The sequence below is a fragment of the Mesorhizobium carmichaelinearum genome, from assembly GCF_900199455.1.
GTDB classification, from domain to species: Bacteria; Pseudomonadota; Alphaproteobacteria; order Rhizobiales; family Rhizobiaceae; genus Mesorhizobium; species Mesorhizobium carmichaelinearum.
In genome coordinates this window covers 208,429-232,588 of sequence record NZ_FZQR01000006.1, presented here as the reverse complement: position 1 = coordinate 232,588, position 24,160 = coordinate 208,429, and the positions used below count along the sequence as shown (strand labels likewise).

Annotated in this window: 21 protein-coding genes; 9 read left to right on the top strand and 12 right to left on the bottom strand. The window is 63.1% G+C overall.

What is annotated here, in order from left to right; all coding sequences use genetic code 11:
• Positions 1-139: 139 nt before the first annotated feature.
• Positions 140-1,162, bottom strand: coding sequence for a glycosyltransferase family 2 protein (locus CKW40_RS16205; protein ID WP_095201043.1), 1,023 nt, complete (start codon positions 1,160-1,162; stop codon positions 140-142).
• Positions 1,163-1,227: 65 nt separating this feature from the next.
• On the bottom strand, positions 1,228-2,352 hold the full coding sequence (locus CKW40_RS16200; RefSeq protein ID WP_095200886.1) for a nucleotidyltransferase family protein: 1,125 nt from the start codon (positions 2,350-2,352) through the stop codon (positions 1,228-1,230).
• 514 nt (positions 2,353-2,866) lie between these two features.
• On the opposite strand from CKW40_RS16200, the gene CKW40_RS16195 reads away from it, so the two are divergent.
• The 6 genes from CKW40_RS16195 to CKW40_RS16170 all read left to right on the top strand — a co-directional run bounded on the left by CKW40_RS16195 (position 2,867) and on the right by CKW40_RS16170 (position 8,739).
• Positions 2,867-3,019, top strand: a complete 153-nt coding sequence (locus tag CKW40_RS16195; protein ID WP_010913078.1) for a lasso peptide — start codon at positions 2,867-2,869, stop codon at positions 3,017-3,019.
• 136 nt (positions 3,020-3,155) lie between these two features.
• Positions 3,156-3,455, top strand: a complete 300-nt coding sequence (locus CKW40_RS16190; protein WP_095200885.1) for a PqqD family protein — start codon at positions 3,156-3,158, stop codon at positions 3,453-3,455.
• A gap of 19 nt (positions 3,456-3,474) precedes the next feature.
• A complete protein-coding gene (locus tag CKW40_RS16185; protein ID WP_244571198.1) occupies positions 3,475-3,954 on the top strand; it encodes a lasso peptide biosynthesis B2 protein in 480 nt (159 codons plus the stop codon).
• On the top strand, positions 3,951-5,873 hold the full coding sequence (locus tag CKW40_RS16180; RefSeq protein ID WP_095200883.1) for a lasso peptide isopeptide bond-forming cyclase: 1,923 nt from the start codon (positions 3,951-3,953) through the stop codon (positions 5,871-5,873). The genes CKW40_RS16185 and CKW40_RS16180 overlap by 4 nt, the downstream gene beginning before the upstream one ends.
• Positions 5,870-6,886: a phosphoenolpyruvate carboxykinase (ATP) gene (locus tag CKW40_RS16175; protein WP_095201042.1), complete on the top strand. Its 1,017-nt coding sequence runs from the start codon at positions 5,870-5,872 to the stop codon at positions 6,884-6,886. The genes CKW40_RS16180 and CKW40_RS16175 overlap by 4 nt, the downstream gene beginning before the upstream one ends.
• An 8-nt stretch (positions 6,887-6,894) precedes the next feature.
• On the top strand, positions 6,895-8,739 hold the full coding sequence (locus CKW40_RS16170) for an ABC transporter ATP-binding protein (protein ID WP_095201041.1): 1,845 nt from the start codon (positions 6,895-6,897) through the stop codon (positions 8,737-8,739).
• A gap of 178 nt (positions 8,740-8,917) precedes the next feature.
• Here CKW40_RS16170 and CKW40_RS16165 read toward each other — a convergent pair whose 3' ends face one another.
• Positions 8,918-9,193 (bottom strand): exopolysaccharide production repressor protein, encoded by a 276-nt coding sequence (locus tag CKW40_RS16165; protein ID WP_095200882.1) that lies wholly within the window; start codon positions 9,191-9,193, stop codon positions 8,918-8,920.
• Between the two features lie 600 nt (positions 9,194-9,793).
• Here CKW40_RS16165 and CKW40_RS16160 point away from each other — a divergent pair.
• Together CKW40_RS16160 and CKW40_RS16155 are read left to right on the top strand one after the other, a co-directional pair.
• Positions 9,794-10,471, top strand: a complete 678-nt coding sequence (locus tag CKW40_RS16160; RefSeq protein WP_095200881.1) for a sugar transferase — start codon at positions 9,794-9,796, stop codon at positions 10,469-10,471.
• 84 nt (positions 10,472-10,555) lie between these two features.
• Positions 10,556-11,815: a polysaccharide biosynthesis/export family protein gene (locus CKW40_RS16155; protein WP_179297987.1), complete on the top strand. Its 1,260-nt coding sequence runs from the start codon at positions 10,556-10,558 to the stop codon at positions 11,813-11,815.
• Between the two features lie 196 nt (positions 11,816-12,011).
• On the opposite strand, the gene CKW40_RS16150 is transcribed toward CKW40_RS16155, so the two are convergent.
• From CKW40_RS16150 to CKW40_RS16130, 5 genes are all read right to left on the bottom strand, one after another.
• Positions 12,012-13,325, bottom strand: a complete 1,314-nt coding sequence (locus CKW40_RS16150; protein WP_095200879.1) for an O-antigen ligase family protein — start codon at positions 13,323-13,325, stop codon at positions 12,012-12,014.
• Between the two features lie 177 nt (positions 13,326-13,502).
• Positions 13,503-15,593, bottom strand: coding sequence for an ABC transporter permease (locus CKW40_RS16145; protein WP_143748310.1), 2,091 nt, complete (start codon positions 15,591-15,593; stop codon positions 13,503-13,505).
• Positions 15,590-16,651, bottom strand: a complete 1,062-nt coding sequence (locus CKW40_RS16140) for a quaternary amine ABC transporter ATP-binding protein (protein ID WP_095200877.1) — start codon at positions 16,649-16,651, stop codon at positions 15,590-15,592. The genes CKW40_RS16145 and CKW40_RS16140 overlap by 4 nt, the downstream gene beginning before the upstream one ends.
• A gap of 245 nt (positions 16,652-16,896) precedes the next feature.
• Positions 16,897-17,835 carry an ABC transporter substrate-binding protein gene (locus CKW40_RS16135; protein ID WP_095201040.1) on the bottom strand — a complete coding sequence of 313 codons (939 nt, stop codon included), beginning with the start codon at positions 17,833-17,835 and terminating at the stop codon, positions 16,897-16,899.
• A 115-nt stretch (positions 17,836-17,950) separates the two neighbouring features.
• Positions 17,951-18,988 carry an alcohol dehydrogenase catalytic domain-containing protein gene (locus tag CKW40_RS16130; protein ID WP_095200876.1) on the bottom strand — a complete coding sequence of 346 codons (1,038 nt, stop codon included), beginning with the start codon at positions 18,986-18,988 and terminating at the stop codon, positions 17,951-17,953.
• A gap of 111 nt (positions 18,989-19,099) precedes the next feature.
• Here CKW40_RS16130 and betI point away from each other — a divergent pair, with 111 nt between their 5' ends.
• Positions 19,100-19,738: a transcriptional regulator BetI gene (betI, locus tag CKW40_RS16125; protein ID WP_179297986.1), complete on the top strand. Its 639-nt coding sequence runs from the start codon at positions 19,100-19,102 to the stop codon at positions 19,736-19,738.
• A 62-nt stretch (positions 19,739-19,800) separates the two neighbouring features.
• On the opposite strand, the gene CKW40_RS16120 is transcribed toward betI, so the two are convergent.
• From CKW40_RS16120 to CKW40_RS16105, 4 genes are read right to left on the bottom strand one after another with little or no spacing between them, the layout of a single operon-like run.
• Entirely contained in the window at positions 19,801-20,628 is an 828-nt protein-coding gene (locus CKW40_RS16120; RefSeq protein ID WP_095200874.1) for an SDR family NAD(P)-dependent oxidoreductase, read from the bottom strand.
• Between the two features lie 57 nt (positions 20,629-20,685).
• A complete protein-coding gene (locus tag CKW40_RS16115) occupies positions 20,686-21,456 on the bottom strand; it encodes a glucose 1-dehydrogenase (protein WP_095200873.1) in 771 nt (256 codons plus the stop codon).
• 13 nt (positions 21,457-21,469) lie between these two features.
• Positions 21,470-21,955: an acetone carboxylase subunit gamma gene (locus CKW40_RS16110; RefSeq protein WP_095200872.1), complete on the bottom strand. Its 486-nt coding sequence runs from the start codon at positions 21,953-21,955 to the stop codon at positions 21,470-21,472.
• The gene (locus CKW40_RS16105; RefSeq protein ID WP_095200871.1) at positions 21,952-24,156 is read right to left on the bottom strand and encodes a hydantoinase B/oxoprolinase family protein; all 2,205 of its coding nucleotides are present in this window, start codon (positions 24,154-24,156) and stop codon (positions 21,952-21,954) included. Before CKW40_RS16105 ends, CKW40_RS16110 begins: the two co-directional genes overlap by 4 nt.
• Positions 24,157-24,160 lie beyond the last annotated feature (4 nt).

Below are 24,160 nucleotides of genomic sequence, written 5' to 3'. Positions count from 1 at the left end.
TCGATTTGCTGCACCGCAACATAGACTGCCATCCCTGGAGCCGTGAGGCAACCACCCAATTCGTAAACTCATAAATCCGGTGGAAATGCTTTGCGCGGTGAGGGTGCCGTTGGCGGGTGAAGCGGGCATTCCCCGCCCCTTACCGCTCCTTGCCCGCGCTGGTCCCGGCCATCAGGAAACGCAGCGGCGGCACGCGCTTTTGCCCGGAGACAAGGCCAACACGCCGAAACAGCGCCTCGAGCTTGTCGGAGGCCACGCCCTGGACGATGGGGACCAGGTTGGATTGACTGGCGAAAGCATAGGCCGCCGCCGAAGCCAGCCCACGCTCGGCCTTGACGTCGAGGAAATTGCGCAGCCGGTATTTGTCGCGCACGTGCCGCTCGTGCCGCCGCAGCACCGCCTTGGAGCCTTCCGGCAGGCTGTCGATCGCCAGCAGCGCCAGATCCGCATCGGCCAGCCGCTTCAGGTCCTGCGTCTTGTGGCGACCGCTGAGCGAATCGGCGCGCACGATGGCGCCGTAGCCGCAGGAGCGGATGACCTTGAACCGTGCGCCATGGGCGACCGCGCGGGCGTAGAGTTCGTAATCCTCGCCCAGCCGCAGGCTCTCGTCGTAGCGCAATCGGTGGCGATCGAGGAAGGCGCGGCTGATCACCGGCTTCAGGAAGCCAAGCTCGCCTCTCTGCACGCGGCGCCCGGAGATGTTGCCTTCGACGAAGCGCTCGAAGTCGAGGAATTCCGGATCGGCGGCAAAATCGGGGGCGACGATCTTGGTTGCGTCGCTCGTCGCATCATCCCTGATGAGCATGATGTTGTCGGCCGCGAAATCCCAGTCGGAGGCGGCAAACAGGTTGCGGAACCGGCCTTCGAGGAAGAAGTCGTCGGCGTCCAGAATGCTGATGAACGGCGCTTTCGAGCTGGCGATCGCGGCATTGCGGGCGAAGGACGGGCCGCGATTGACGTCGAGGCGCATGACCTTAAGCCGGCCGCTGCCGTCGTCGGCGGAGCGGGCGACCTCGGCCGTATTGTCGGAGGAGCCGTCGTCGACGACGACGACCTCCGCCACCTCAGGCTCGCGCAACGCGGATGCGATGGCGACCGCGATCGTGCGCCCCGCATTTTTGGCCGCGATGATCACGCAGACCTCGGATTTCGTCATCGACATTGGTTTTGCCTCTTGCACAGGTTCCGATATGCCCTCGCCCTGTACGTATTGCGACGCGACAGCCATCACGGACTGGCCGGCCGCTCGAAGATGCGGCGGCTGATGTCCGCCGACGCCGCCCAGCCGGCTTCGGCCAGGTAGCGGACGGGAGCCCGGCCGCACAATTCCCAAAGCACCGTTCGCCGCTGCGGCCAGCGCAGCGACGACAGCCATGGCGCAATGACCATGTTGAGCAGGTCCTCATTGCCGATGCGCGACAGGATCGGCTTGGCCCGCTCCGACAAAAGCGTGCCGGTGCCGCCCAGCAGCACATCGGCGGCGCGCAGGCCCAGCAGCAGCGTATCGTCCAGCCCCTGGCTCACCGCCGCATCGAGCACACGCTGCTGATCGGCCTCGTCGAGACGGTTGGCGCTGGCCCTGATATCGCAGACATAGCCGGCGCAGGGTTCGCGGTTGAAGAGTGCCTTGGCAACGCTGATGCAGGACAGCATCAACGTGTCGGCGACCGAGGTGAACGGCACTTCGGTACCGGTGATCTCGACCAGCCGTTTGCGCCGCAGGAAACCGTCGGCATCGCGCGGACTGGGCGAGCCGGGCTGCTGGAGCCGATAGTGAAGATCGACCGTGGACGGCCCGTTGCCGCGGATCATGTGCTGTTCGCCAAGAAAACGGACCCACCAGACGGAACGTGACTTGCCAGCAACCTCGTAGCCGATCGAGCGCAGCGCATCGCGCGCTCTCGCGAACCCGGCCGGGGAAACCAATATGTCGACATCGCCCGAAGGCTTCATGAAATGGTCGTCGTAGAGGAGATGCTGCTGGAACGGACCTTTGAGAAAGACGAAATCGATCTGCCTGTCGCGCAGCGCCTGGTGGATTGCCATCGAATCCATGAGGCAGGCTGCGTTCATCGAAACTGTCCGCCGGCGATAGGTGTCGAGCCACTGGAAAAGCTCAACCGGCCTTTCGCCCGTCGGGGCGCGCGACAACGCCTTCAGAACGAAAATGGCGACCTTGTTCAGCCTGGCGATGTCGGCGACGACGCCGGCGGAAAGGCTCGGCGCCGACACCTCGCCGGCCGAGGCCGTCGCGCCAGAGAAATACAATCGCAGGCAGGTCTGCACATAGGCAATCTCGCCGGCGCAGTCGGCGGCGCGCAGTCGTTCATAGGAACTTTCCGGCAAGGCCATTAAGCGCATGATCTCCAAAATGCGGTTTGCGCGACGCGTATGCTGCAACTGCGAAGCAAAGCATCCTCAAAAACCTCAGCGCCGTAAAGCCTTTCCTTTCGCAGTGCGAAATTTTGCAACCAGAGCGTTTGCCGGCCTTTCCGAAGACCGTGCAATATACGACTGGAATTCCGGCTCCATTGAGGCGTTTTGCCTGGTCATATCTACGGCCTACTAACAAAATCCATCTTTTTAGCGATGCCTAAAAAAGCATCGCCAATATAAACTTTTTATGCAAGCAAAATCAATTGCTTAAAGAATCAGCAGCCGCAACGCCTGATCGTACTTGTTTTCAGGAGCAAGAAGGTGGAATTTTGAGCAGCTGCACACGCATGGTGACGTCCGCAACCCGTAATTGATTAACCGGGGGTAAATGAGGCTTGACTCATAAATGCTGCCATGCAGCTATTGCATCGCAGCATGAAAGTGCTGACGGCACTCGACAGGCCGTTTCCAGTCCTCATTGGAGAGTAAAATGGAACAGAATGTTGAAAAGCACGAGTACGAAACGCCAAGCCTGACGGTACATGGTTCCATTGAGACCATCACCCAGGGCGGCGGTGGCAGCACGGCAATCGACGCGTCGTTTCCCGCGCACACCCCAATTGGCGACCTGACGTTCTCCTGAGACTAGCCTGATCCTGGAGGAGTGACGTTGGGCCTCCGGGATTTAATAACGTAAATGGAGCCGGGGATGAAAATCCCCGACTTTCCCTTTTTGAACTGACGATGCGTAGGCCGTGTGTTGCAAACGAGGTTTTGGCATGAACTGGAACCCATCGGAGCACGATTGCATAACTGCAACTGGGGATGCCGTGGCTTGCGAATTCGGTGACGGCCTCGCGCTCCTCAACCTGAAATCCAATATCTACTATAGCCTCAACGGCGTCGGCGCGTTCATCTGGGAGCTGATCCAGGAGCCGAAGTCGATCGCCGATATCCGCGGCGCCGTGCTGGAGCGCTACAATGTCGACGCCGAGCGCTGCAAGGCCGACGTCGACGCCTTGCTGAAAGGCCTGACTGAGAACGGACTTGCGAGGCTGCACGATGAGGCACTTGTCTAGGCAGGTTCCGCAAAAGGCCATGATCTCGCGGCAAAGACCTGCGACGGACCAGAGACCGAAGCCTGCGAAACGCCGGCCCAGCCCGAGCCTGGCCAGGGTTCTGTCCCTGAGCGGTTCGGAAGCCCTTTTCCTCTGCCACTGCCTGCTGGTGGTCGCAACCATCCGGCTGGGGTTGACCTTGTTCTCCTACAACCGTGTTCGCGGCATGGTGACCCGGCTCAATGCGCGCCAGTGCGCCAGCATGGGCGAGTTGCGGCTCGTCGCCTGGGGAGTTGCCGCGGCCGCACGGTTCGTGCCGCGCGCCTCTTGCCTCACCCAGGCGCTTTCGGGCCAATACATTCTCGCGCGCCAGGGCAATGCCTCCAACATCCGCATCGGCATCGAACGCGGCACGGGCGAGCAGTTGAAGGCGCATGCCTGGCTGGTCAGCGACAACCATGTCGTGCTTGGCGGCTCCGTCGATGGGTTCGCGCATCTGGTCGACCACGGCAGCCGATGAGCGGCGTGGCCGGAATCCTGCTGCGACAGGGACCGCCGGCAGCGGACGGGGCGAGCGACATCCAGCAGATGCTGGCCCGCATGCGCCATCGCGGCCCCGACGGAAATTCGTGGTGGCTGGACAACGGCATCGCGCTTGGCCACGCCTGGCTCAACACCACGGATGAAGCCGGCCCCGGCCCGCTGACCATGGCTGGCGGTAAGCTCGCCATCACCGCCGATTGCCGGCTGGACAATCGCGACGAGTTGATGGCGAGGCTCGGCATGCGCGACAGGACGGTTGCCGACGCGACATTGCTGATGCGCGCCTATCTGCGCTGGGGCGAATCCTGCCCCGTGCACCTGCAGGGCGATTTCGCCTTTGCCATCTGGGACGCCGAGCGGCAGTTGTTGTTCTGCGCGCGCGACCATTTCGGGGTCAAGCCGTTCTACTACCACGCCGCGGACCGGCGTTTTGCTTTTGCCTCCGAGATCGGGCCGATGCTTGGCCTCGACGGGGTCGGTGCACGCATCAGCGAGCGCAGCATTTCGGGATTCCTGGCCGGACTTCCCGACGACCCGCAATCCACGCCCTACAGCGATATCTTCAGCCTGCCGGCGCGTCACAGCTTGACTGTCACCACGCAACAGGTGGTGCTGCGCCGATATTGGCAGATCGAGCCGTCGGTGCGGCCGCTGCGGGCGGATGCGGCGGAGGAGTTCGCCCATCTCTTCGCGCAATCGGTGCGCAATCGTATGCGCGGAAGCCAGTCGATCGGCGCGATGCTGAGCGGCGGCCTTGATTCCTCGTCGATCGCCTGCGTCGCCGGCCTGCAGAATGCCGCCGAGCGGAAACCAAAGCTGCCGACCTTCTCGCTGATTTTCGAGAAGGGCTCGTCGATGGACGAGCGGCCCTTCATCGATGCCGTGCTCGATCAGCAGAAGACCGACCCAACACTGATCCCTGTCGGCAATTATGCACCCTTCGCCGAGTTCGAACGGGTGCTGGAGGAACAGGAAGGCACCTTCCTGGCGCCGGGCCTGACGCTGACCCGCGGCATCTACCGGACGGCAGGCGCCAAGGGCATCAAGGTGCTGCTCGACGGCCATGGCGGCGACGAGGTCGTTTCACAGGGCCATGGCCATCTGCACGAGCTTGCCAATGGCGGCAGGTGGCTGGATCTTTGGCGCGAGGTCCGCAGCGCCTCCAACACCTATGGCGACAGCACCTTTGGCCTCTATTTCCAGTTCCTCACCCTCTATGGGCCGGCCTGGCGGATCGCCAAGGCGAGACAGCTGGCGAACCGTGTGCTGAACAGAATACGCAAGCCCACGCAAATGCAGCGCGGCCGCAGCTGGCGCGACCTGATCAATCCGGACCTGGCCAGACGGACCGAGCTCATCGAGCGTTTCCACCGGGCCGGCTACATGCCGCCCGGCGTCCAGGCCAGCGACGCGCTCAGCCATCGCTGGATCCTGTCCAACGGTTATGTGCCGCACTCTTTCGAGGTGCTCGACAAGGCCGCCGCCAATTTCGGCGTCGAGCCGCGCTATCCCTTCTGGGACAAGCCGCTGGTCGAATTCTGCCTGGCGCTGCCGGGCGAGGAAAAACTCAGCCACGGCTTTGGCCGCTACGTGCTGCGCCGCGCCATGGAGGGCATCCTGCCGGCGGCGGTGCAATGGCGGCGCACCAAGATCGATTTCACCGCCAATCTGGTCAACGGCATGGTGCGCAACCACCGCGACCTGCTGGAACAGCTGCTCGTTTCGGATGCCGGCCGTATCGCGCCCTATGTCAACCTGCCACAAGTGAGCGCCGCCTATGCGCGGCTGCTCAGCCAACCCGATCAAGCGGCGCCGCTGGATGTCCAATATGTCTGGCGCTCGGCCTCGCTGTCGCTGTGGCTGCGGCAGGTCCAGCACGCCGGGAGCCCCGCATAATGCCCCGCAACCAACCGCTCGCCACATATCCTGGTGATCCTGCTCCCCATGGTGGCATTATACGGGTGCGGCGATACTACCGGGCCTATGACCTGACCATCGCGTCCGACGTGGCGCTGCCCGAGCTGGAGCCGGCGGAGCCTGCGGCGCCGGATATCGTGATCGCCATCGGCACGATCGACATGCCGATGCCTTCGCTCGAGACCGCGACGATCTTCCGCTTCGAGCCTGATCGGCAATATCTGGCATGGCATGCCGTCGGCGCCTTCCTGATCAGCGATTTCGGCCGCATCGACATCGAGCCGGCGCCCGGCGTCAACGACGCGCTGCTTGCCTTCCCGCTGCTCGGGCCGGTGATGGCGCTGTTGCTGCATCGGCGCGGCCTGCTCGTCCTGCATGCCAGCGCCATTGCGGTGGCCGGCAGGGGCGCCATCTTCATGGGTGACAAGGGCGCCGGCAAATCGACGACGGCAAGCGCGCTGATCCGGGCCGGTCATGAATTGCTTACCGACGATGTCGTAGCGCTGGATCTCGCCAAACCCGACACGCCGATGATCGTTGCGGGCTTTCCCCAGATCAAGCTCGCCGCCGACGCCGCGGCCGCGATTTCGCTTGGCCAGGCAGAGGTGCGGCCGCAGGTGCATCCGCAGATCGAGAAGATGCAGCATCGCCTGCACGGTGCCTTCTCCGGCGACACTGTGCCGGCGACCAGAATCTATGTCCTCGAGCGCGGCCAAAGGGCTGGGATCACGGCCTTGCCCGGCATTGCCGCCCTGCCGGCGATCATCAAATTCTCCTATGTGACGCGGTTTGGCCGCGCGGCGCTGTCTGGCGATTTCGCAGCGCTGCATTTTCGCCAATGTTCAGCAATCGCTAACCATGTCGGCGTGTTCCGGCTGGAAGTTCCAACCGGCCTCGACAGGATTGGCGAGGCGGTGAACTTAATCGAAGCCGATCTGACGGCCGGGGATCTGGCGGGCAAGAAACTGGCGGCCAACCGCCGGCCGCGGTGAGCGCCATCATGTCGAAGTCCTCAATCCTTCGCCTGTCGCTGTTTCGCGATGTCGCCGCGTTCGGCGCCGTCATCGCCCAGATCGGCGGGCGGCGGACCTGGACGGCGCTGCTGTTCCTGATCCTCGGCAGCCTGACGGAAGGCATCTCGATCCTGCTGCTTGTGCCGCTGCTGCACCTGGTCGGGCGCGCCGACCAGGATTTCGCGGTGCGGTTGCCGAACAATGATTTCGTGCGCTGGCTGGTGCCGGACGGAACGCTGCAGCTGACGACGGTGCTGTGCGCGCTGGTCGGGCTTGTTGCCGTGCAGGCCGCGTTCAACCGCTTCAAGTCGGTCTACATGGCCAGGCTGCTCTTCGATTTCATCAACCGCTTGCGCATGAACCTGTTCGAGAGCATCGGCAAGGCGCGCTGGGGCGTGTTCTCGCGCATGCGCAGCTCGGATCTCGACCATGCCCTGACCGGTGACATCGATCGCGTCCAGGGCGCCGCCTTCTCGCTGCTGATGCTGGTGCAGATATCAGTGCTTTTGGTGGGCTATCTCGTGATCTCGATGTTCATCTCACCGGTCATGACGGCGTTTGCGATCGTCATCGGCATCGTGATGTTCGTGGTGCTGCAGCCGTTTCGCGCCCGCGCCACCGCCTTTGGCCGGGTCCTGACCAGCAATCGCCAGGATCAGTACCGGACGGTCTCGGAATTCCTCGGCGGCATCAAGGTGGCCAAGAGCCTGAATGTCGAGGCCAGCTATTTCGCGCAGTTGCAGGCGACGCTGGAAAAGATGAAGGCCGACAACATCGACTATGTCAGCAACAGCTCCATCGGCACTGCGGTGTTCCAGGTGGCGAGCGTCGTGGGCCTCAGCCTGTTCATCTATGTGGCGCTGGTCCGCTTCAACCTGTCGCTGGCCGAGATTGTCGTGCTGCTCCTGGTCTTCATGCGCATCGCACCGCGCTTCATGGACATGCAGACGCAGGCCCAGCAGGTGCTGATCAACCTGCCCGCTTATACGGCCATGCGCGGCCTGCAGGCCCGTTTCGACGCTGAGCGCGAACCGGGCCATGCCGAATCGGCGGATAAGCAGAAGCTGCCGCTTGATACGGGGTTGAACATTCGCGGTGTCTCCTTCGGCTACGACGACGGCACCGGCAAGACGGTGGTGAGCGACATCACCTTCGGCCTGCCAGCCGGCAAGGTCACCGCCCTGATCGGCCCCTCGGGATCAGGCAAGAGCACGATCGCCGACATGCTGCTCGGTCTGCTCGAGCCGACCGCCGGCAAGATCCTGGTCGACGGCGTCGAGATCGATGCCGGCAATCGCCGGCGCTGGCGCGATCAGGTGGCCTATGTGCCGCAAGACGTATTCCTGCTGCATGACACGATCGCGGCAAACCTGCGTCTGGCCGCGCCACAGGCCAGCGACGACGATCTGTGGACCGCGCTGCGCGCCGCGCATGCCGGCGAATTCGTCGAACGGCTCGACCAGCGGCTCGATACCGTGGTCGGCGACCGTGGCGTGCGGCTCTCCGGCGGCGAACGTCAGCGCATCGCACTGGCGCGGGCGCTGCTACGCAAGCCGTCGCTGCTCATCCTCGACGAGGCGACCAGTGCGCTCGACTGGCAGAACCAGTCGCTGATCGCCCGGTCGATCGACGGATTGCGCGGCGCGATGACCATCCTGACTATCGCGCACCGGCCCTCGATGATCGCCTTCGCCGACTGGGTTGTGGCGATGGAGGACGGGCGTGTCGTGGAAGTCGGGCAGTATCAGCGGCTGAAGGCCAAGCCGGCGAGCCGGCTGTCCAGGATGCTGTCGGGAGAACAGTCCGAAACCGAACCTGCCAACGTGGCCTGAGGCTGGATCGGGGGTGTGTTGAGATTCAGGTCAGGCCGCGCCGAAAATGGTGGCTTCCGAGAACCGGAGTGGAGCGTACTTTTGGGCACGTGAGCTCAGTTCTACTGCGACGCAGTAGAACGGGGAAGCACAGGAAGCCGCCGTTTGCAGGCCGGCATCACCTGAATATCAGCATACCCTAGTGCAGGCTGCGCCGGGCACTGCCCAGCTTCTCGCCTTCGGCCACGTCAGGCGAGCTCAGCTTTCTCTCGGCTTCACGCAGCCTGTCAGCCGGCGTCGGCGCACTCCTGGCGATCATGGTATAGACGAGCACGAAATAGCCGGCCTGGATGATCACGGCGCAAATGATGACACGCAACAACGTCGTGCCCAGCGAAGCGCCGCCAAGCCAGGACCAGGCAACAACGATTGCGAGAGCGAAAAGCATCCCAACGATGAATTTTGGAAGCGACATACCCAACAGCCCATAAACCGGCCCGGGTTATATCAAACGATAGCCCCACCCGAGCGCCGTCCCTTGTTCTGCGGGCTTGTAAAGGTGCCCGCTATCGACCGGTTGCTTCCGGCCTTTCAACCTGTCGCCACTCTGACAGGTATAATTTGCAATTCTATTAAGGCGAGCAGGAGGCGGCAAGGGCAACCGCACATATTTTTGATTGAGCTTGCGCGGTCGACTCTGCCATGCTGCAACGCACACCACCGCAATTCACTCAACCTGAAGCCACCGGCCCTTTTCAGTACAACTCACAATATTATGTAGTATTTTATGTTAATACTCGCGAACTTCGCACCTTCCTAAAGCACTAATATGTACCGTTCCCGGCCATCGAGAACGGCTTGCCCAAAAATCGCCCCAAAAAGGTCTGCATTTTTTTCGGCTTGCCCATTTCTTGTCACAAATGTGCTAAGCATCCTGAAAAATGTGCATTGCTAGCTTATTATTTAGTCAATTCATGACGCGACTATTTCAGTGGGCCGGGAAATTGTGTGTTGCGCTGCAACATTTTTTTGGTATCGTGTGGTGAACCATTCGTTCAACGCATGGAGTTTCCGTATGAGGGATATTGCCAAGTCGGCCACGGCGGGCTTTTCGCAGGCTGACACCGATTTTCCGCCGCCGATCGGCGGCCTCATCAAGCGCAGCTTCGATATTGCCGGTTCACTCGTTGGTCTGATCGCTCTTAGCCCGCTGTTCATCATGATAGCGCTGCTGGTCAAGTTTTCCGACGGTGGATCGATTTTCTACGGTCACCGGCGAATCGGTCGCGGCGGACGGATTTTTCCGTGCCTGAAATTCCGCACCATGGTTCCGGACGGCGACAAGGTGCTGGCCGCCTATCTCGCCACCAATCCGGACGCCAACGCGGAATGGATAGCGACCCGCAAGCTGAAGAACGATCCGCGCGTCACCCGCGTCGGCGCGGTGCTGCGCAAGCTCAGCCTCGATGAACTGCCGCAGATCATCAACATCCTGCAGGGCGATATGAGCCTTGTCGGGCCTCGCCCGGTGGTGCGCGACGAGTTGGAAATCTACGGCAGCGCCGCCGTCTACTATCTGAAGTCGCGGCCCGGCCTGACCGGCCTATGGCAGGTCAGCGGCCGCAACGACGTCTCTTACGACAGCCGCGTCGCCTTCGACCGCCACTATGTCGAGAACTGGTCGCTGTTCGGCGACGTGCGAATCATCATCAAGACCGTGCCGGCCGTCTGGATGTCACGCGGCTCTTACTGACCGGCCGCCGCCACCAGGCATCCGGCGGCAAGCTCATCGGGCGATGGGGCTAAAACGGATCGGAACGTTCAGTTGAAAACAGATATGTTCGAAGCCTTTGGCAGCGGCCGCTTTTCCGGCCGCTCTCGGCTTATGGCCACCTGCCTTGCGATGTCGCTGGCTTTTCTTCCCCAGGTCGCCATATCAGGTGAATACCATCTCGGCTCGCAGGACAAGCTGACCATCCGCATCGCCGAATGGCAGACCGTCGAGGGCACGTTCCGCGACTGGTCGGCCGTGAACGGCGAATACACGGTCGGCCCGGGCGGAACGCTGTCGGTGCCGTTCGTCGGCGAGCTGCCGGCGGCCGGCAAGACCACGGCGGAAGTCGCGGCGGCGATCGGCGAGGCGCTGCAGCGCAAGCTTGCCCTGTCGGACAAGCCCGAAGCTTCGGTCGAGATGGCGCAGTTCCGGCCCTTCTACATCTCGGGCGAAGTGCAGAACCCCGGCCAGTTTCCCTATGTGCCCGATCTTACGGTGCTGAAAGCGATCAGCGTCGCCGGCGGCATGAGGCGCAGCGCCGACTACGGCCCCCAGCTCGGCAAGGACCTGGTTACCGCCAAGGGCAATTTCGATATCTCCGACGACCAGCGCGTCCGGCTGCTTGTCAGGCGTGCCCGCATCGATGCCGATCTGGCCGGCAAGGCGAGCTTCGAAGCGCCGAAGGAGGTCGAGGGCGATCCACGCCTGCCGACCATCGTCGCCGACGAGATGACGATCCTGACGGCAGACCAGAAGGCGCTGAAGCTGAAGCTCGAGGCGCTCGACGATCTCAAGGGTGTCCTGCAGTCCGAAATCGAATCGCTGCAGAAGAAAATCGTCAACCAGCAAAAGCAGGTCGACCTGGCGCAGCAGCAGCTCGCCAGCATCGGTCCGCTGGCGCAGAAGGGCCTGGTCGCCAATGCCAGGCTTCTGGATTCGCAGCAGTCCGTCACCGACCTGCAAGGCAAGATCCTCGACTACGAAACCGCGATCTTGACCGCCAAGCAGGCGATCAGCAAGGCGACGCAGGACGCCATCGATGCCCAAAACACATTGAGCTCGACCCTCGCCGCCGACCGGCAACAGACCGAGGCCGATCTGAACGAGGCAGCGCTGAAGGTGAATATGCAGAAAGGCCTGATCGCCCAGGCCAGCGATCCCGCGACGACGGCCGCCATCACCAGCGACCAGCAGCCAACCCTGCTCTATTCGCTGGTGCGCAATGTCGACGGCAAGACCAGCGAAATCGCCGCCAAGGAAGACACGCCGGTGCTGCCCGGCGACGTGATCAAGGTCAAGCTGGCACCGCTGGCTAGCCAGTAAGCCCCGGACTTCGGCGCGCTCCGGCGCCTTTCGATCCGTAGCACAAGAAAATTCCAACCTCCGCCAGGCCTGCCTGGCGGAGGTTTTGCTATATGCGATTTCAGGCCGCGAAACGATAAAACACGCCGCCCTCGAAGGAGCTTACGCGAATGTCGTTGGCCAAAGGCCTATGCGCTTTTGGGCGACTTGTCTGGGCTCATGACGGGTCGGCGGCCGCAGGGCGACCGATATGCCGGGGCCAGGCTGGCTCGCCCCTTGCTACATCCGCCGGGTCGAAGGCCGGCGACCAGCGCGTGCGGGCGACCGGCAGCCGCGCCAGCTTGAAGTAGCTGAAATACATCAGGAAGGAGCCCATAATGTAGGGGTTGAGGATCTCGACCTCGACGAAGGAGCGGATGAGCAGCAGCACCATCACGCCGAAGAGCACCACCGATTCGGCCTGCCATGCCTTGAAGATCACCGTCGAGACATGGCCGTAGAGCGTGCGCAGCATGATCAGCGAGATCATCACCGCTCCGGTGAAGCCGAGCTCGACAAGCGCCTCGACATAGGTGTTGTGGAAATGGAAGCCGGTGCGGGTGGTGATGTAGAATTCATTCCACAGCCGCTCGGCCTCGGCGAAACCCTGCACCCAATAGGCGGCATAGCCGACGCCAAGGATCGGCGAGCGTTGCGCAGCGTTCCAGCCCTGCTCCCACAGGTAAGTCCGCCCGGTCAGTGTCGAATCCTTGCCGAAGATGCCGAGCACGAAGTCCATGAGCCCGAGATTGAGCGCAACAACGGCCACCACGACGATCAGGCCGGCGCCGACCAGGAAGATCACCCGGCGGTAACGCCGCGACAAAAGCTTGCTCATGGCAAGAAGCGTAATCAACGCCAGGACCGCCGGTATCGAGGCCATCGAGGTGGCGGAATGCGAGACGGCCAGCACGTAGGCCGACAACAGCACGACGGGCACTGTCAGCATGAAGCTCAGCCGGCCACGCCGCAGAAAAACAAGGAACACCACGGAGAAATAGATGCCGAGCGAGCCGACAAAGCCGATCTGGTTCTTGGAGGCGAAGGCGCCGACGAAATTGTAGGTGCCATCAAGGACGTCCTCGGAATAGGCCCCAACCTTGAGCGAATAGAGAATGACGAAGAATATCCCGATCAGGGCGCCCAGCGTCAGGGTCCGCACGCTGACGGTGCGCGCCGCGACATAGGCGCAGGCGATGTGGGAAAGGTACTGGACCGCCGTTCTGGCGGTAACGCCGGGCGCCTGCGACCAGAAGATGGAAAAACAGATATAGGCCGCGAACAGCAGCGGCAGCCAGGCGCTGGACAGCTGCCGCAGGAAGCGCCGGTAGTCGACCAGGATGAGCGGCAGCCAGACGGCGTAGTAGGCCAGGATCAGCACCTGGCCGAAAATGACCGAATAGGAGAACGCCCAGATCGAGACGGCCACGGCGAAGGCGCCATAGACCGAGTTCTTCTCGGGATCGACCAGCAGGGACTTTGGAATTTTCATCTCAGAGTCCCGCCGACGCAACCCAAGCCCGGTAGGCTGCAAGCCGGCCGGCATATCCGCAAACAGGGGCGTGCAATAAACGGCATCTCCATTGTGCAGTGCAATATAACCTATCGCACCGCATGCTCAATGGCAAATCCGGTCACCTTGTCTTACAGGAACGCGAACGGGGAGAGATCAACCGGTGGCCCGCCCCGCCACGGCCGCCTGGATCAGGCGGTCGGCGAGGATCGCCAGAAAGGCGATCGACAGGCCGGCGATCAGACCCATGCCGGCATCCGCCTTCCCCAAGGCGACATAGACCGCCTGTCCGAGATCGCGTGTGCCGACCAAAGCGGCGATGGCCAGCATGGACAATGCCGCCATGATGGTCTGGTTGAGGCCGAGCATCACCACCGGCAGCGCCAGCGGCAGCTTGGCCTGCAACAGCGTCTGCACAGGGGTCGCGCCCATCTGTTCGACCGCCTCGACAATATCGGCACGCACATGCCGTAAGCCGTGCTCGACATAGCGGATCGGCGGCACGATGGCGTAGAGCATGATGGCGATCAATGCGGTGAACTCGCCGACCTTGAAGAACATCAGCGCCGGGATCAGGAAAACGAATTGCGGCATGGTCTGCAGCGCATCGCAAACCGACCTGAGTGCGCGCGAGGCGCGTTCACTGTAGGCGGCCCAGACGCCGAGCGCGCCGCCGATCACCAGGCAAAGCAGGACCGCCAGCGTGCAGAGATAGAGCGACTGGATCAGCGCGCCCCACAGACCGTTGACGAGGATCAGCAGGAAACCCGCCGCGGCAAAAAGTGCCAGCCGCAGGCCAGCGACCTGGAAGGCGAGCAAGGCAATGCCGAGGATGAACACCGGCCAGGGGAAACCGAGAAACCCGGTGTAGAGCAAGGTGCCGGCGACCAGAACGGCCAGCGCCGGCCGCCAACTGACGCGATGCAGCAGCAATGCGGTGGCAAGCAGAACGGCAACGAAGTAGGCCGCATTCGCGGTCGGCGAGAACGAAAAACCCCAGATGGCAGGGACGGCGGCGCCGGATATGCCGATCCTGAGTGGCAGCAAAAGGCAATAGAGCACGCCGTTGCGCAGGCCGTCGAAGAACCAGGCATAGTCGCGCACAAGACCGAGCAGCCATTGATTGATGCCGCCGACCTGCATGCGCAGCCCGCCTACTGGCAGCCATGACCCATCCGGCCAGATCAAGCGGATGGCTATCGCCAGCACCGCTGCGAGCAGCAAGGCCATGACGAGCCTGCGGCCAGTCATCCAGATCATGGCCGCTGTCGGCCCGCTCGGGCGCTGCTTGGCGAAGCCGATGGTCAGTCGGTCGATGAGGATGGCGAGCAGCGCGATCACCAGACCCGAAAGGATGCTCTGGCCGAACTCGGCCTTGCGCATGGACGACAGCACCTCCCAGCCGATGTCCTCGAAGCCGCCGATGATGGCGGCGACGATGACCATCGAGAGTGCGGCCATCGTCGTCTGGTTGAAGCCGACGAGGATTTGCGGCAGCGCGGTCGGCACCTCGACCTGCCAGAATTGCTGGCGTCGCGTGCAGCCGCTCATCAGCCCGGCCTCGCCGATGTCGGAGGGCACGCGGTCGAGGCCGAGCATGGTGTTGCGCACCATTGGCGGCGTCGCATAGATGGCGCTGGCAATCAGCCCGACCACCGGGCCGAAGCCGAACAGCAGCAATAGCGGGATCAGATAGGCGAAGGCCGGCACTGTCTGCATCAGGTCCAGCGCACCGAGCAGCGCCGGGCGCAGGCGCGCACTTCCATGGCCAAGCACGCCAAGCGCGAAGCCGAGCCCGGTGGAGATCGGCACCGCGAGCAGCACCAGCGACAGCGTGCTCATGCTCTGCGGCCAATAGCCGGCGAGCAGGATATAGGCGAGCGCAAGCAGCGCGAAGGCCGCCAGCCGGATGCCGCTCGATTTCAGCGCCAGCGCCGCCACCGCCAGCATTACTGCCGGCCATGGCAGCCAAACCAGCACGAGACGCGCGCCGCGCATCGGCGCGTCGAGGACGGCGGAGAGAGCGCGAAATGCCGGCTGGACGACGGTCACGACGGCGTCGGTGGCGGCGTTGATCGTAGGCGCGAGCGGCAGGGTCCACTCCTTCGGGAATGTTACCAGCCAGGGGAAATCGGCCTTCAGGACAAGGCACAAAGCGGACAGCACGACGAACGCGCACCAGGGCAGAAGCGCTGGCTCGACCGCAACCCTCGGCGAGGATCGAAATGATGCGGCCGGCGCGGTCACGAGCGCGTGCGCCTTTTCTGTTCCCGCTCCAGCACGGCAAGCACGGAAGCGGCGGTCAGCAGGGCAGGCGGCGCGTCGCCCTCGCCGGCGACGCTGAAGGCGCGAACGCCGGAAGCCAGGCGCGGGATGAGTTCTTCCAGACTGGTGTCGGCGGTGATCGTCTCATCGGGCGCGGCTGCCCCCTCCAGCGGCGCCGCGAGATCACCGGCCGTGATGACACGCAGCAGCGGCATGTCCTCGGTGAATTGCGCGACATAGTCGTCGGCCGGGTTGAGCACGATATCTGCCGGGCGGCCGATCTGGACGATCTTGCCGGCGCGCATGATGGCGAGCCGGTCGGCCAGTCGGAAGGCCTCGGCCATATCGTGGGTGATGAAGACGATGGTCTTCTTCAGCATCCTTTGCAGCCGCAGGAACTCGTCCTGCATCTGCCGGCGGATCAGCGGATCGAGCGCCGAGAACGGCTCGTCGAGGAACCACAGTTCTGGGCCGACCGCGAGCGAGCGGGCGATGCCGACGCGCTGCTGCTGACCACCGGAAAGCTGGTGCGGAAAGGAGGCCTCGCGGCCTTCCAGCCCGACCAGCGCGATCATCTCGCGAGCGCGGGCTTCACGCTCCTTCACCGGCTTGCCCTGGATCTTCAGCGGGAAGGCGACATTGCCGAGAATGGTGAGGTGCGGCAGCAGGCCGAAATTCTGGAACACCATGCCCATGGCGTGGCGGCGCAACTCGATGAGCTCCTTGCCGCTCGCCTTCAGCAGGTCCTGGCCGTCGAGCAGGATCTCGCCGGCGCTCGGCTCGACCAGCCGCGACAGGCAGCGGACCAGCGTCGACTTGCCGGAACCGGAGAGCCCCATGATGACGAAGATTTCGCCGGTCGCAACTTCGAAGGTGGCATCGACCACGGCCGGCAGATGCGCTTCCGCGCGCAGCCGTTCGGCCAGCGCGTCCGGCTCGATGATGTAGCCGCGGGAATCGAAATAATAGGCGGGGCGCCGCCCATAGACCTTCCACACATTGCGGCAGGCGAGCTTGATCGATGGTGTGACGATATTCATCGCTTCAGGCCCTCACACGAGCCGAGCCAGCTCCGCAAAAAAGCGAAGCCGGGGCGGCCAATCGGCCACCGTTTGAGCCGGGAGACACGGACACTTGTCACTTGTCACTTGTCACTTGTCACTTGTCACTTGTCACTTGTCACTTGTCACTTGTCACTTGTCACTTGTCACTTGTCACTTGTCACTTGTCACTTGCCACTTGTCACTTGTCACTTGTCACTTGTCACTTGTCACTTGCCAGTTTGTCACTTGGCCGCGTCGACCCAGGGCTTCCAGACGGTCTCGTTCTTGTCGACCCATTCCTTGACGACGGCGTCGAGATCCTTGCCCTGCTTGTCGACGGCCAGCATCAGCTTCTGCTGTTCGGTGGCGTCCATCTTGAACGTCTTGAGGAAGGCGTAGGCGGCCGGCCATTTGGCGCCGAAGCCGGACCAGACGATCTTGTCGACATCGGGCGGCGTGATGCAATGGTCGTTGCTCTGGACCTTGCAGGGCGGCATGGTGATCCAGCCGACCTCGTTTTCGGCGAGCGCGTAGTGCGGCCCCCAGAACATCATGACCAGGGGCGACTTGGCAGCCTCGGAGGCTTCCAGTTCGGCGACCAGCGCGCCTTCCGAGCCGGCCGGCACGGCGGTGTATTGCATGGCGTTGTCGGCCAGGATGGTCGCCGCGCGCGAGCCCCAATCGGCGGGGTAGTCGAGGAAGCGGCCATTGGGCGCGGTCTCCGGCGTCGACAGCGCCTGGATGCATTCCGGCTTGTTCAGCGCGGTCCAGTCGGGCAGGCCGGGGCAGATTTTTTCCATGAATTTCGGATAGATCCAGCCTTCCTGCGTCTTCAGGTCGAGCTTGCCGATGTCCTCGATCTGCTTGGCGGCAAGCGTCTTGGGATAGATGTCGCCGACATTGTTCATCCAGACTTCCACCGAGGCGCTCAGCGTGCCGTCGGCAAGGCCGGAGAATTGCGGGAAGTTGCCGGCGGTGACGTATTCGACCTTGTAGCCGAGCTTTTCCAGCAACTGCCCGGCGATATGGGTGGAGACATGCGCACCGGTCCATTCCAGCATGGCGAGCTTGATCGGCTCGTCCTTGGCGCCGAGATCGGCGCTCAGGCCCGGCGTCGTGGCGGCAAGCACCAGCGCTAGGCCAATTCCGGCATTCCTCAGTCTGTTCCTTGAATTCGGCATGATCATTCCCCTGTTTTTGGATTTTATGGTTCGAGCTGAATTTCATCCTTGCTGGTGAGGCTGCCGCTAGCCTCTTCCCGCGCGCCACTCCCCTGGCGGCGGGCATTCCCGTCCACTACCCGGTGAAGTCGATGACGAACCGGCCTCTCGACTGGCCGCTTTCAAGCGTGGCGAGCGCGTCCGAGACCTGGTCCAGGCTGATGGTCTCGACCGTGGTTTCGAGTGGCTGTTTGGCGTGCATGGCGACCAGTTCGCGCATCTCCTGCCTTGTGCCGACGCTGGTGCCGGTGATGACGACGCCGGTGGCCGTCAGCCATTCCTGGATGAGCGGCACCGGCTGGAACACCATGGCGGCGGCAATGATCCTGCCGCGTGGGCGGATGCCGGCGACCATGGCGTCCCAGGTCGCGGTGGTCGGCGCGAAGTTGATGCAGGCGTGGTATTTGTCGCTCCTCGCCGCGAGCCTCGACGGCAGGCCGCTGTCGGCGATCTCGACGTCCGCCGCGCCATAGCGGCGGGCGATTTCGAGCTTGGCCGGATCGCGATCGACCGCCAGCACCTTGACGCCGAGCCGGCTGGCGATCTGCACGGCATAGAGGCCTAGCCCGCCGCAGCCAAGGACGATGGCGCTCTCGCCCGACTTCAACCCGGCCCGCTTCACCGCGCCATAGGCGGTGATGCCTGCGCACATCACCGGGGCGGTGGTTGCCGGGTCGATGGTCTCGGGCAGTGCCACGGCGAAACCGGCGTCGCAGACGACATATTCGGCAAAGGCGCCAGGCACGTTCAGGCCATGCGCGCGATGGTGCTGGCAGAAGGATTCGTAGCCATCCAGGCATTCGTCGCAATGGCGGCAGGTGTCGTGGATCCAGGGCACGCCGGCCCGGTCACCCAGCGCCCAACCGCTCACGCCCTCGCCGATCGCCTCGACGCGGCCGATGCCCTCATGGCCCATAACGAAAGGAGACGGCGCATGCGGCGGCACGCTTTCGCCGCGCCAGATATGCACATCGGTGTGGCAGACGCCGCAGGCTTGCAGCCGCACCAGGATCTGGCCGGGACCGGCGACAGGGCGAGGCACGCTGGTGACATCGAGCGGCTCACCGTACCTGCCAAGAACCGCGGCCCGCATCGTTTGAGTGTGCGACGTCATCGATAGCCTGCCTGACCAATGCTTGCCTTTGCAGCCTAGGTCGGCGAAAATTATATGACAACAGAAAAATTTGTTAGAGCGTACAAAAATTTCGTCGGATATACGAAACCCATGGCGACAAAGGCAAAGAAACAAAGAACGCGTATCGAGGACATCAGGCGGGTCGAGCTGATCGAGGCGGCGCATCGCATCTTCCTGCGCGATGGGCTGAAAGGCCTGACGACCACCCGCATCTGCCACGAAGCCGGCATGTCGCAAGGCATCCTGACCTACTATTTCAAGGACAAGGACCAGGTGCTGTTCGAGATGGTGCGGTACGCCAACCGGGTTCTCATGGATGCCGTCGTGGTCAATCTGCGCCAGGCCGAAACAAGGTGGGACCGCCTGACGGCGATCGTCGACGGCAATTTCCCGGAGGAGAAGTTCGAGCGCAACACCGCCAACGCCTGGGTTTCCTTCTACGCCGAAGCCGCTCACACCCCCCGCTACGCCCGGCTGCAGGATCTTTTCTACAAGCGCTTGCGCTCGAACATCGGCTCGGCGCTGGCGCCGCTGTGGTCGAAGGGCGAGATCGACCACTTCGTGCGCGGCTTTGCCGCCATGCTTGACGGCTTCTGGCTGCGGCGCGGCCACGCCGACGGCGACATCTCGCATCTGGAGGCGAGAGCGCTGCTCATCGAATATTCGGAAAAGATGCTTGGCGCGAGCATGGTGGCGAAACTGAAAAAGCTTCAGTTGCAAGCGGCGTGACGTTGCCGCCTGTCCCCTCGCCGGCAGCGAGCGGTTGGGAGCGCTCCGTGCCGGCAGGTATCCTACCATAAGGCTCCTCCCGTTATCTGGATGTTCTCCATGGTGATCCCCTTGGCGAGATCCGAGCAGAGGAAGACCGCGAGGGCGGCGATCTCCTCAGGCTGCATCATGCGGCCCTGGGGATTGCCTTTCCTGAATTCGTCCATGACCGCCTCGGCGTTGCGGCCCTTGCCCTCGCGCTCGACGACCTGCGCCACATTGCGGCGCATCAGTTCGGTCTCGACCCAGGTCGGGCTGATCATGACGCAGGTGACGCCGTGCGCCGCGCCTTCGAGCGCGACGCAGCGGGTGAGACCGAGCAGTCCGGCCTTGGAGGCGCAATAGGCGGGGTTGTCCTTCCAGCCGACAGAGGCGGCGGTCGAGCCGATGGTGACGATGCGGCCCCAGCCGCGCTCGATCATGCCGGGCAGCACCGCGCGGGTGGCGCGGAAGGCGCCGGTGAGATTGGTGTCGACGATCTTGTCCCACAGCGCATCGGAATGGCCGCAGACGGGCTGCTCGGCGGTGGTGCCGGCGGCGTTGACCAGGATGTCGGCCGACCCGATGGCCGCTTCAGCTTCCGCCGCAAAGCGGTTGGTGACCTCGCTGTCGCGGACATCGAGATGGGCGACATGAACCCTGGTGCCATGGGCCGCCAGGGCCGAACGCACACGCTCGATCTCGTCGGCGCCGGGATAGTAGGCGGCATCGGATCTGTCGGCACCGGCGGGCGCGATGTAGGAGCCGACGGCGACATTGGCGCCGGCCTGCGCCAGGGCGGTGGCAATGGCGAAGCCCATGCCGGAAAACCCGCCGGTGACGATCGCGCTGCGGCCGGAAAGGTTTGTCATCAGCTATGCTCTCCAGACAGTTCGATGCGGGCAGCTCGGCCCGAGAGGATTTGAAAATCACACGGCAAGGTAGCCTCCATCGACGACCATTTCCGAGCCGGTGACGAATTTGGATTCATCCGAGGCGAGGTAGACGACCATGTAGGCGATGTCATTGGGCTCGCCGAGGAAGCCAATGGGATGGCGGGCCAGTGCCTTGGCCTTTTCCTGCTCCAGCGTGCCAAGGTCGCGCAGATAGTTCTCGGTCTGCGGCGTCCAGATGTAGCCGGGATGGATGGAGTTGCAGCGTATGCCGTAGCGCTTCTCGGCGCAGTGCACCGCGACCGCCTTGGTCAGCGTGCGCACACCGCCCTTTGAGGCACAATAGGCGGCAAGCTCGGCCTCGCCGATAATGCCGTCGATGGAGGAAAGGTTGATGATCGAGCCGCCGCCCGATTGCTTCATCAGGGCGATGCCGTGCTGGCAACCGAGGAAGACGCCGTCGAGATTGACGGCCATGGTGCGCCGCCACTCCTCAAGCGAAGTGTCCTCGATATTCCTGGCGATGGCGATGCCGGCATTGTTGACCAGCACATCGAGCCGGCCAAAATCTCGTTCGACCGCCGCCATGACCAGCGACCAGTCGTCGGGATTTGAAACGTCGTGACGATGGAAAAGACTTTCGCCGCTGTCCTTGCCGATCAGGTCGGCGGTCTCCCCGGCGGCGACCTCATCTATGTCGCTGACCACGAGCTTGGCGCCCTCGGCCGCAAGCAGAAACGCAGCCGCCCGGCCGAGGCCCATTCCGGCCCCGGTGACGAGCGCTACCTTACCTGCGACGCGGTTCACAACATCAATGTCCTCAAAGAGGCTTGCCCAGCCATTCGCGATAGAAGCCTTCGAGGTCGGGCTGGAAATCATGCACGATGGGATAGCCCGGCGCTGCCGCTTCGACCTCGTGCATGGTGCCACACTCGGGGCAGATGAATTCGCGGATCTCCATCCATTGCGGATCGGGGATATCGCTGTTGGGATAGATCTCGCGCAGCGATTCCTCGGTGTTGCGCACGATGATCGCGGCGTTGAGCTTCCAGTTCTTGCGATAATCGCCGAAGGAATGGCCGCATTCGCAGCGTGTCACCCGCTCGTCGCCGCTCTGGCAGATGAAGAGATGATCCGAGACCGGCAGCAGGATGGGATCCTTCCAGCCGACACGGTCCTGCAGCACGGCGACATATTTGAAGAAGCGGTCGTCGTCCTTGTAGGCGCTCATGACGCGGCGCGTCTGTGGCCAGGGCAGCGTGCCCGCGACCAGATCGGCGATGACTTCCTTGCTGTATGAGGTCATGGTTTAGCTCCCGGCATGAAGATGGATCTGGCGTCGACGTTCCAGAAATCACTGAATTCCCTGGTGAAGCGCGACGACAGCTTGATCGCGCTGGCATACATTTTCTTCACTTCGGGAGCGAAATCGGCCTTTTCGACACGGCCGCGTTCGCTGGCGATCCACTCCGAAACCGGCTTGGCCTTGGCCAGCCGCTTGGCACGCATCTCGGCGCGGTGGCGCTTGGTGGCCTCGAGGTTGGCGACGGGATAGCCGTCCTCGTCCTCGTCCAGCATGATGCCGAAAATACCCTCCGCCGCTTCCTTGGTCAGATAGCCGTTCTCGACATCCGCTGCCGTCTTGAGCGGATCGCGCTCCAGCACGTCGCCATAGCCGCCACCGCCATTGTAGGAATGGGTGAAGACATCGCCGGTCTTGTGCGGGGCGGTGATGTAAGGCCCCTCCATGGTCACATGCTCGCCCTGCAGCCGCAGTTCGAGTTCCGAGCGATGCGGGTTGGTGCCGGTGTGATGCGCCAGCGGCGCCCGCTTTTCGGCGAGTTCGAAGATGTTGGAGTTGCGCACCGCGCGATGCTTCTGGCAGGTCGGCGCCGGGTAGCCGCCGCACATGCCGCCATTGTCGAACACGCGGGAGGAATGTTCCGAGGTGACCAGTCTGAGATGGTCGGTCTTCGAGACCAGCCAGGTCGAGACGAAAGAACAGCCGCCGCGATATTTGCCGGCGCCGCCGGAATTGGGAACGATCGAGCGGCCGATATAGAGCATCGGCATGTTCTGTTCCCAGATCTCGATGTTGCCCATGTCGGATTCCGGATTCCAGCCGACATAGGCGGTGTCGAGCCCATCCTTGATCGCCAGCGCGCCGGAGCCGGCGGCCGCGCATTCGAAATGCGCCATGCCGAACAGCTTGCCGTACTGGCTGGTGCCGCCCATCTCGATCATCGGGCTGTTGACCTGGCCGACGAAGGCTTCCTCGACGAAGCCGCGCCCGATGAAGGAGCGCGACAACAGCCGCTGGAACACGCCATAGGCCGGCAGCAGCAAGGCCCATGAGGTGGCGGTCGCCACCATCTCATTGTCCGGGTTGGTCCAGGTGCCGTGCGGCAGTTTCAGTTCGGTCGCCATCCAGGCGCCGTCATTGACCAAGCCTTCGAAATTCATGTGCTGGGTGAGCGTCACGAACATGCCGCCATCCATGCCGGCCGGCGTGCAGTTCATCGAATGGTAACCCCAGGGCTGGGTGCCTTCGAAGTCCATGATGATCTTACCGTCGGTGGTGATCTCCATCTCGATCGGCATGTTGTAGAGCCAGTCGGGGTCGCCGAGCGGCTGATACCCTGGCTTGCCCTTGGTGACATGGCCGTAAAAAGTGTGGCCGCGATAGATGCCGGGCACGGTGAGCTGGCGGGTGCGGGCGAGCTGGGCACGACGTCCTTCCTCGATGAACTCCTTCGACACCTGCATCCAGTAGTCGAGGCCGATCTCGTCGATCAGCGCCTTGACGCTTTCGCGCATGTCGATGCAGGAGGCGACCTTGGCCTTCTCGTCGAGCACCCAGTAGATCGGCATTCTGAGATTGCGCTCGCAGCGGATGACATAGTCGCGGCGGATCTCGTCATTCTCGCCGACCTTTTCGGCGCAGACGAACAGGCCTTCGGTGAAGCGCTCCTGCGCCAGCGCCACGTCGCCGCCGGGGGTGATGCCGCCGGCTTCGAGTTCGTGGCAGACGGCGCCGGCCCAGCCGACCAGCTTGCCGGAATGGAAGATCGGCACCACGTCCATCACATCGGGCACCTGCACGGTGCCGATGAAGGCATCGTTGTTGGCGAAGATGTCGCCGTCGCGGATGCAGGGGTTTTCCTCGTAGCCGTTGCGGATCATCCATTTGATGAAGCGGCTCATCGTGTGCACATGCACCATAATGCCGTTGGAGAGCGCGATGGCGTCGCCTTCCGGCGTGTAGATGGCGACGACCATTTCGCCGACTTCGCGCACGCCGGGCGAGGCTGAGATGCGGCGGGCCATCTCGCGGGCCGAGACGCAATAGGCGCGCAGCTTGGTGTGCAGCGTCTCGAATTTCAGGGGATCCTGGTTGCGCAGCTGCAATTCGGTGATGCCGTCATAGCAGCCGGTCTCTTCCATGAGCCGTTCGGATTCGATCAACCGTTCGCGGATGCGCAGCGCGGAGGCGGGTTTGTCCAGCATGGCG

What these genes read in the sequence shown, in the direction of transcription:
- CKW40_RS16150 (WP_095200879.1), bottom strand. Translation starts at nt 13,325, where the DNA reads ATGAAAATTCCAAAGTCCCTGCTGGTCGATCCCGAGAAGAACTCGGTC.
- CKW40_RS16170 (WP_095201041.1), top strand. Translation starts at nt 6,895, where the DNA reads ATGTCGAAGTCCTCAATCCTTCGCCTGTCGCTGTTTCGCGATGTCGCC.
- CKW40_RS16160 (WP_095200881.1), top strand. Translation starts at nt 9,794, where the DNA reads ATGAGGGATATTGCCAAGTCGGCCACGGCGGGCTTTTCGCAGGCTGAC.
- CKW40_RS16195 (WP_010913078.1), top strand. Translation starts at nt 2,867, where the DNA reads ATGGAACAGAATGTTGAAAAGCACGAGTACGAAACGCCAAGCCTGACG.
- betI (WP_179297986.1), top strand. Translation starts at nt 19,100, where the DNA reads ATGGCGACAAAGGCAAAGAAACAAAGAACGCGTATCGAGGACATCAGG.
- CKW40_RS16105 (WP_095200871.1), bottom strand. Translation starts at nt 24,156, where the DNA reads ATGCTGGACAAACCCGCCTCCGCGCTGCGCATCCGCGAACGGTTGATC.
- CKW40_RS16140 (WP_095200877.1), bottom strand. Translation starts at nt 16,651, where the DNA reads ATGAATATCGTCACACCATCGATCAAGCTCGCCTGCCGCAATGTGTGG.
- CKW40_RS16185 (WP_244571198.1), top strand. Translation starts at nt 3,475, where the DNA reads ATGATCTCGCGGCAAAGACCTGCGACGGACCAGAGACCGAAGCCTGCG.
- CKW40_RS16155 (WP_179297987.1), top strand. Translation starts at nt 10,556, where the DNA reads ATGTTCGAAGCCTTTGGCAGCGGCCGCTTTTCCGGCCGCTCTCGGCTT.
- CKW40_RS16190 (WP_095200885.1), top strand. Translation starts at nt 3,156, where the DNA reads ATGAACTGGAACCCATCGGAGCACGATTGCATAACTGCAACTGGGGAT.
- CKW40_RS16180 (WP_095200883.1), top strand. Translation starts at nt 3,951, where the DNA reads ATGAGCGGCGTGGCCGGAATCCTGCTGCGACAGGGACCGCCGGCAGCG.
- CKW40_RS16205 (WP_095201043.1), bottom strand. Translation starts at nt 1,162, where the DNA reads ATGTCGATGACGAAATCCGAGGTCTGCGTGATCATCGCGGCCAAAAAT.
- CKW40_RS16200 (WP_095200886.1), bottom strand. Translation starts at nt 2,352, where the DNA reads ATGGCCTTGCCGGAAAGTTCCTATGAACGACTGCGCGCCGCCGACTGC.
- CKW40_RS16135 (WP_095201040.1), bottom strand. Translation starts at nt 17,835, where the DNA reads ATGCCGAATTCAAGGAACAGACTGAGGAATGCCGGAATTGGCCTAGCG.
- CKW40_RS16165 (WP_095200882.1), bottom strand. Translation starts at nt 9,193, where the DNA reads ATGTCGCTTCCAAAATTCATCGTTGGGATGCTTTTCGCTCTCGCAATC.
- CKW40_RS16120 (WP_095200874.1), bottom strand. Translation starts at nt 20,628, where the DNA reads ATGACAAACCTTTCCGGCCGCAGCGCGATCGTCACCGGCGGGTTTTCC.
- CKW40_RS16110 (WP_095200872.1), bottom strand. Translation starts at nt 21,955, where the DNA reads ATGACCTCATACAGCAAGGAAGTCATCGCCGATCTGGTCGCGGGCACG.
- CKW40_RS16130 (WP_095200876.1), bottom strand. Translation starts at nt 18,988, where the DNA reads ATGACGTCGCACACTCAAACGATGCGGGCCGCGGTTCTTGGCAGGTAC.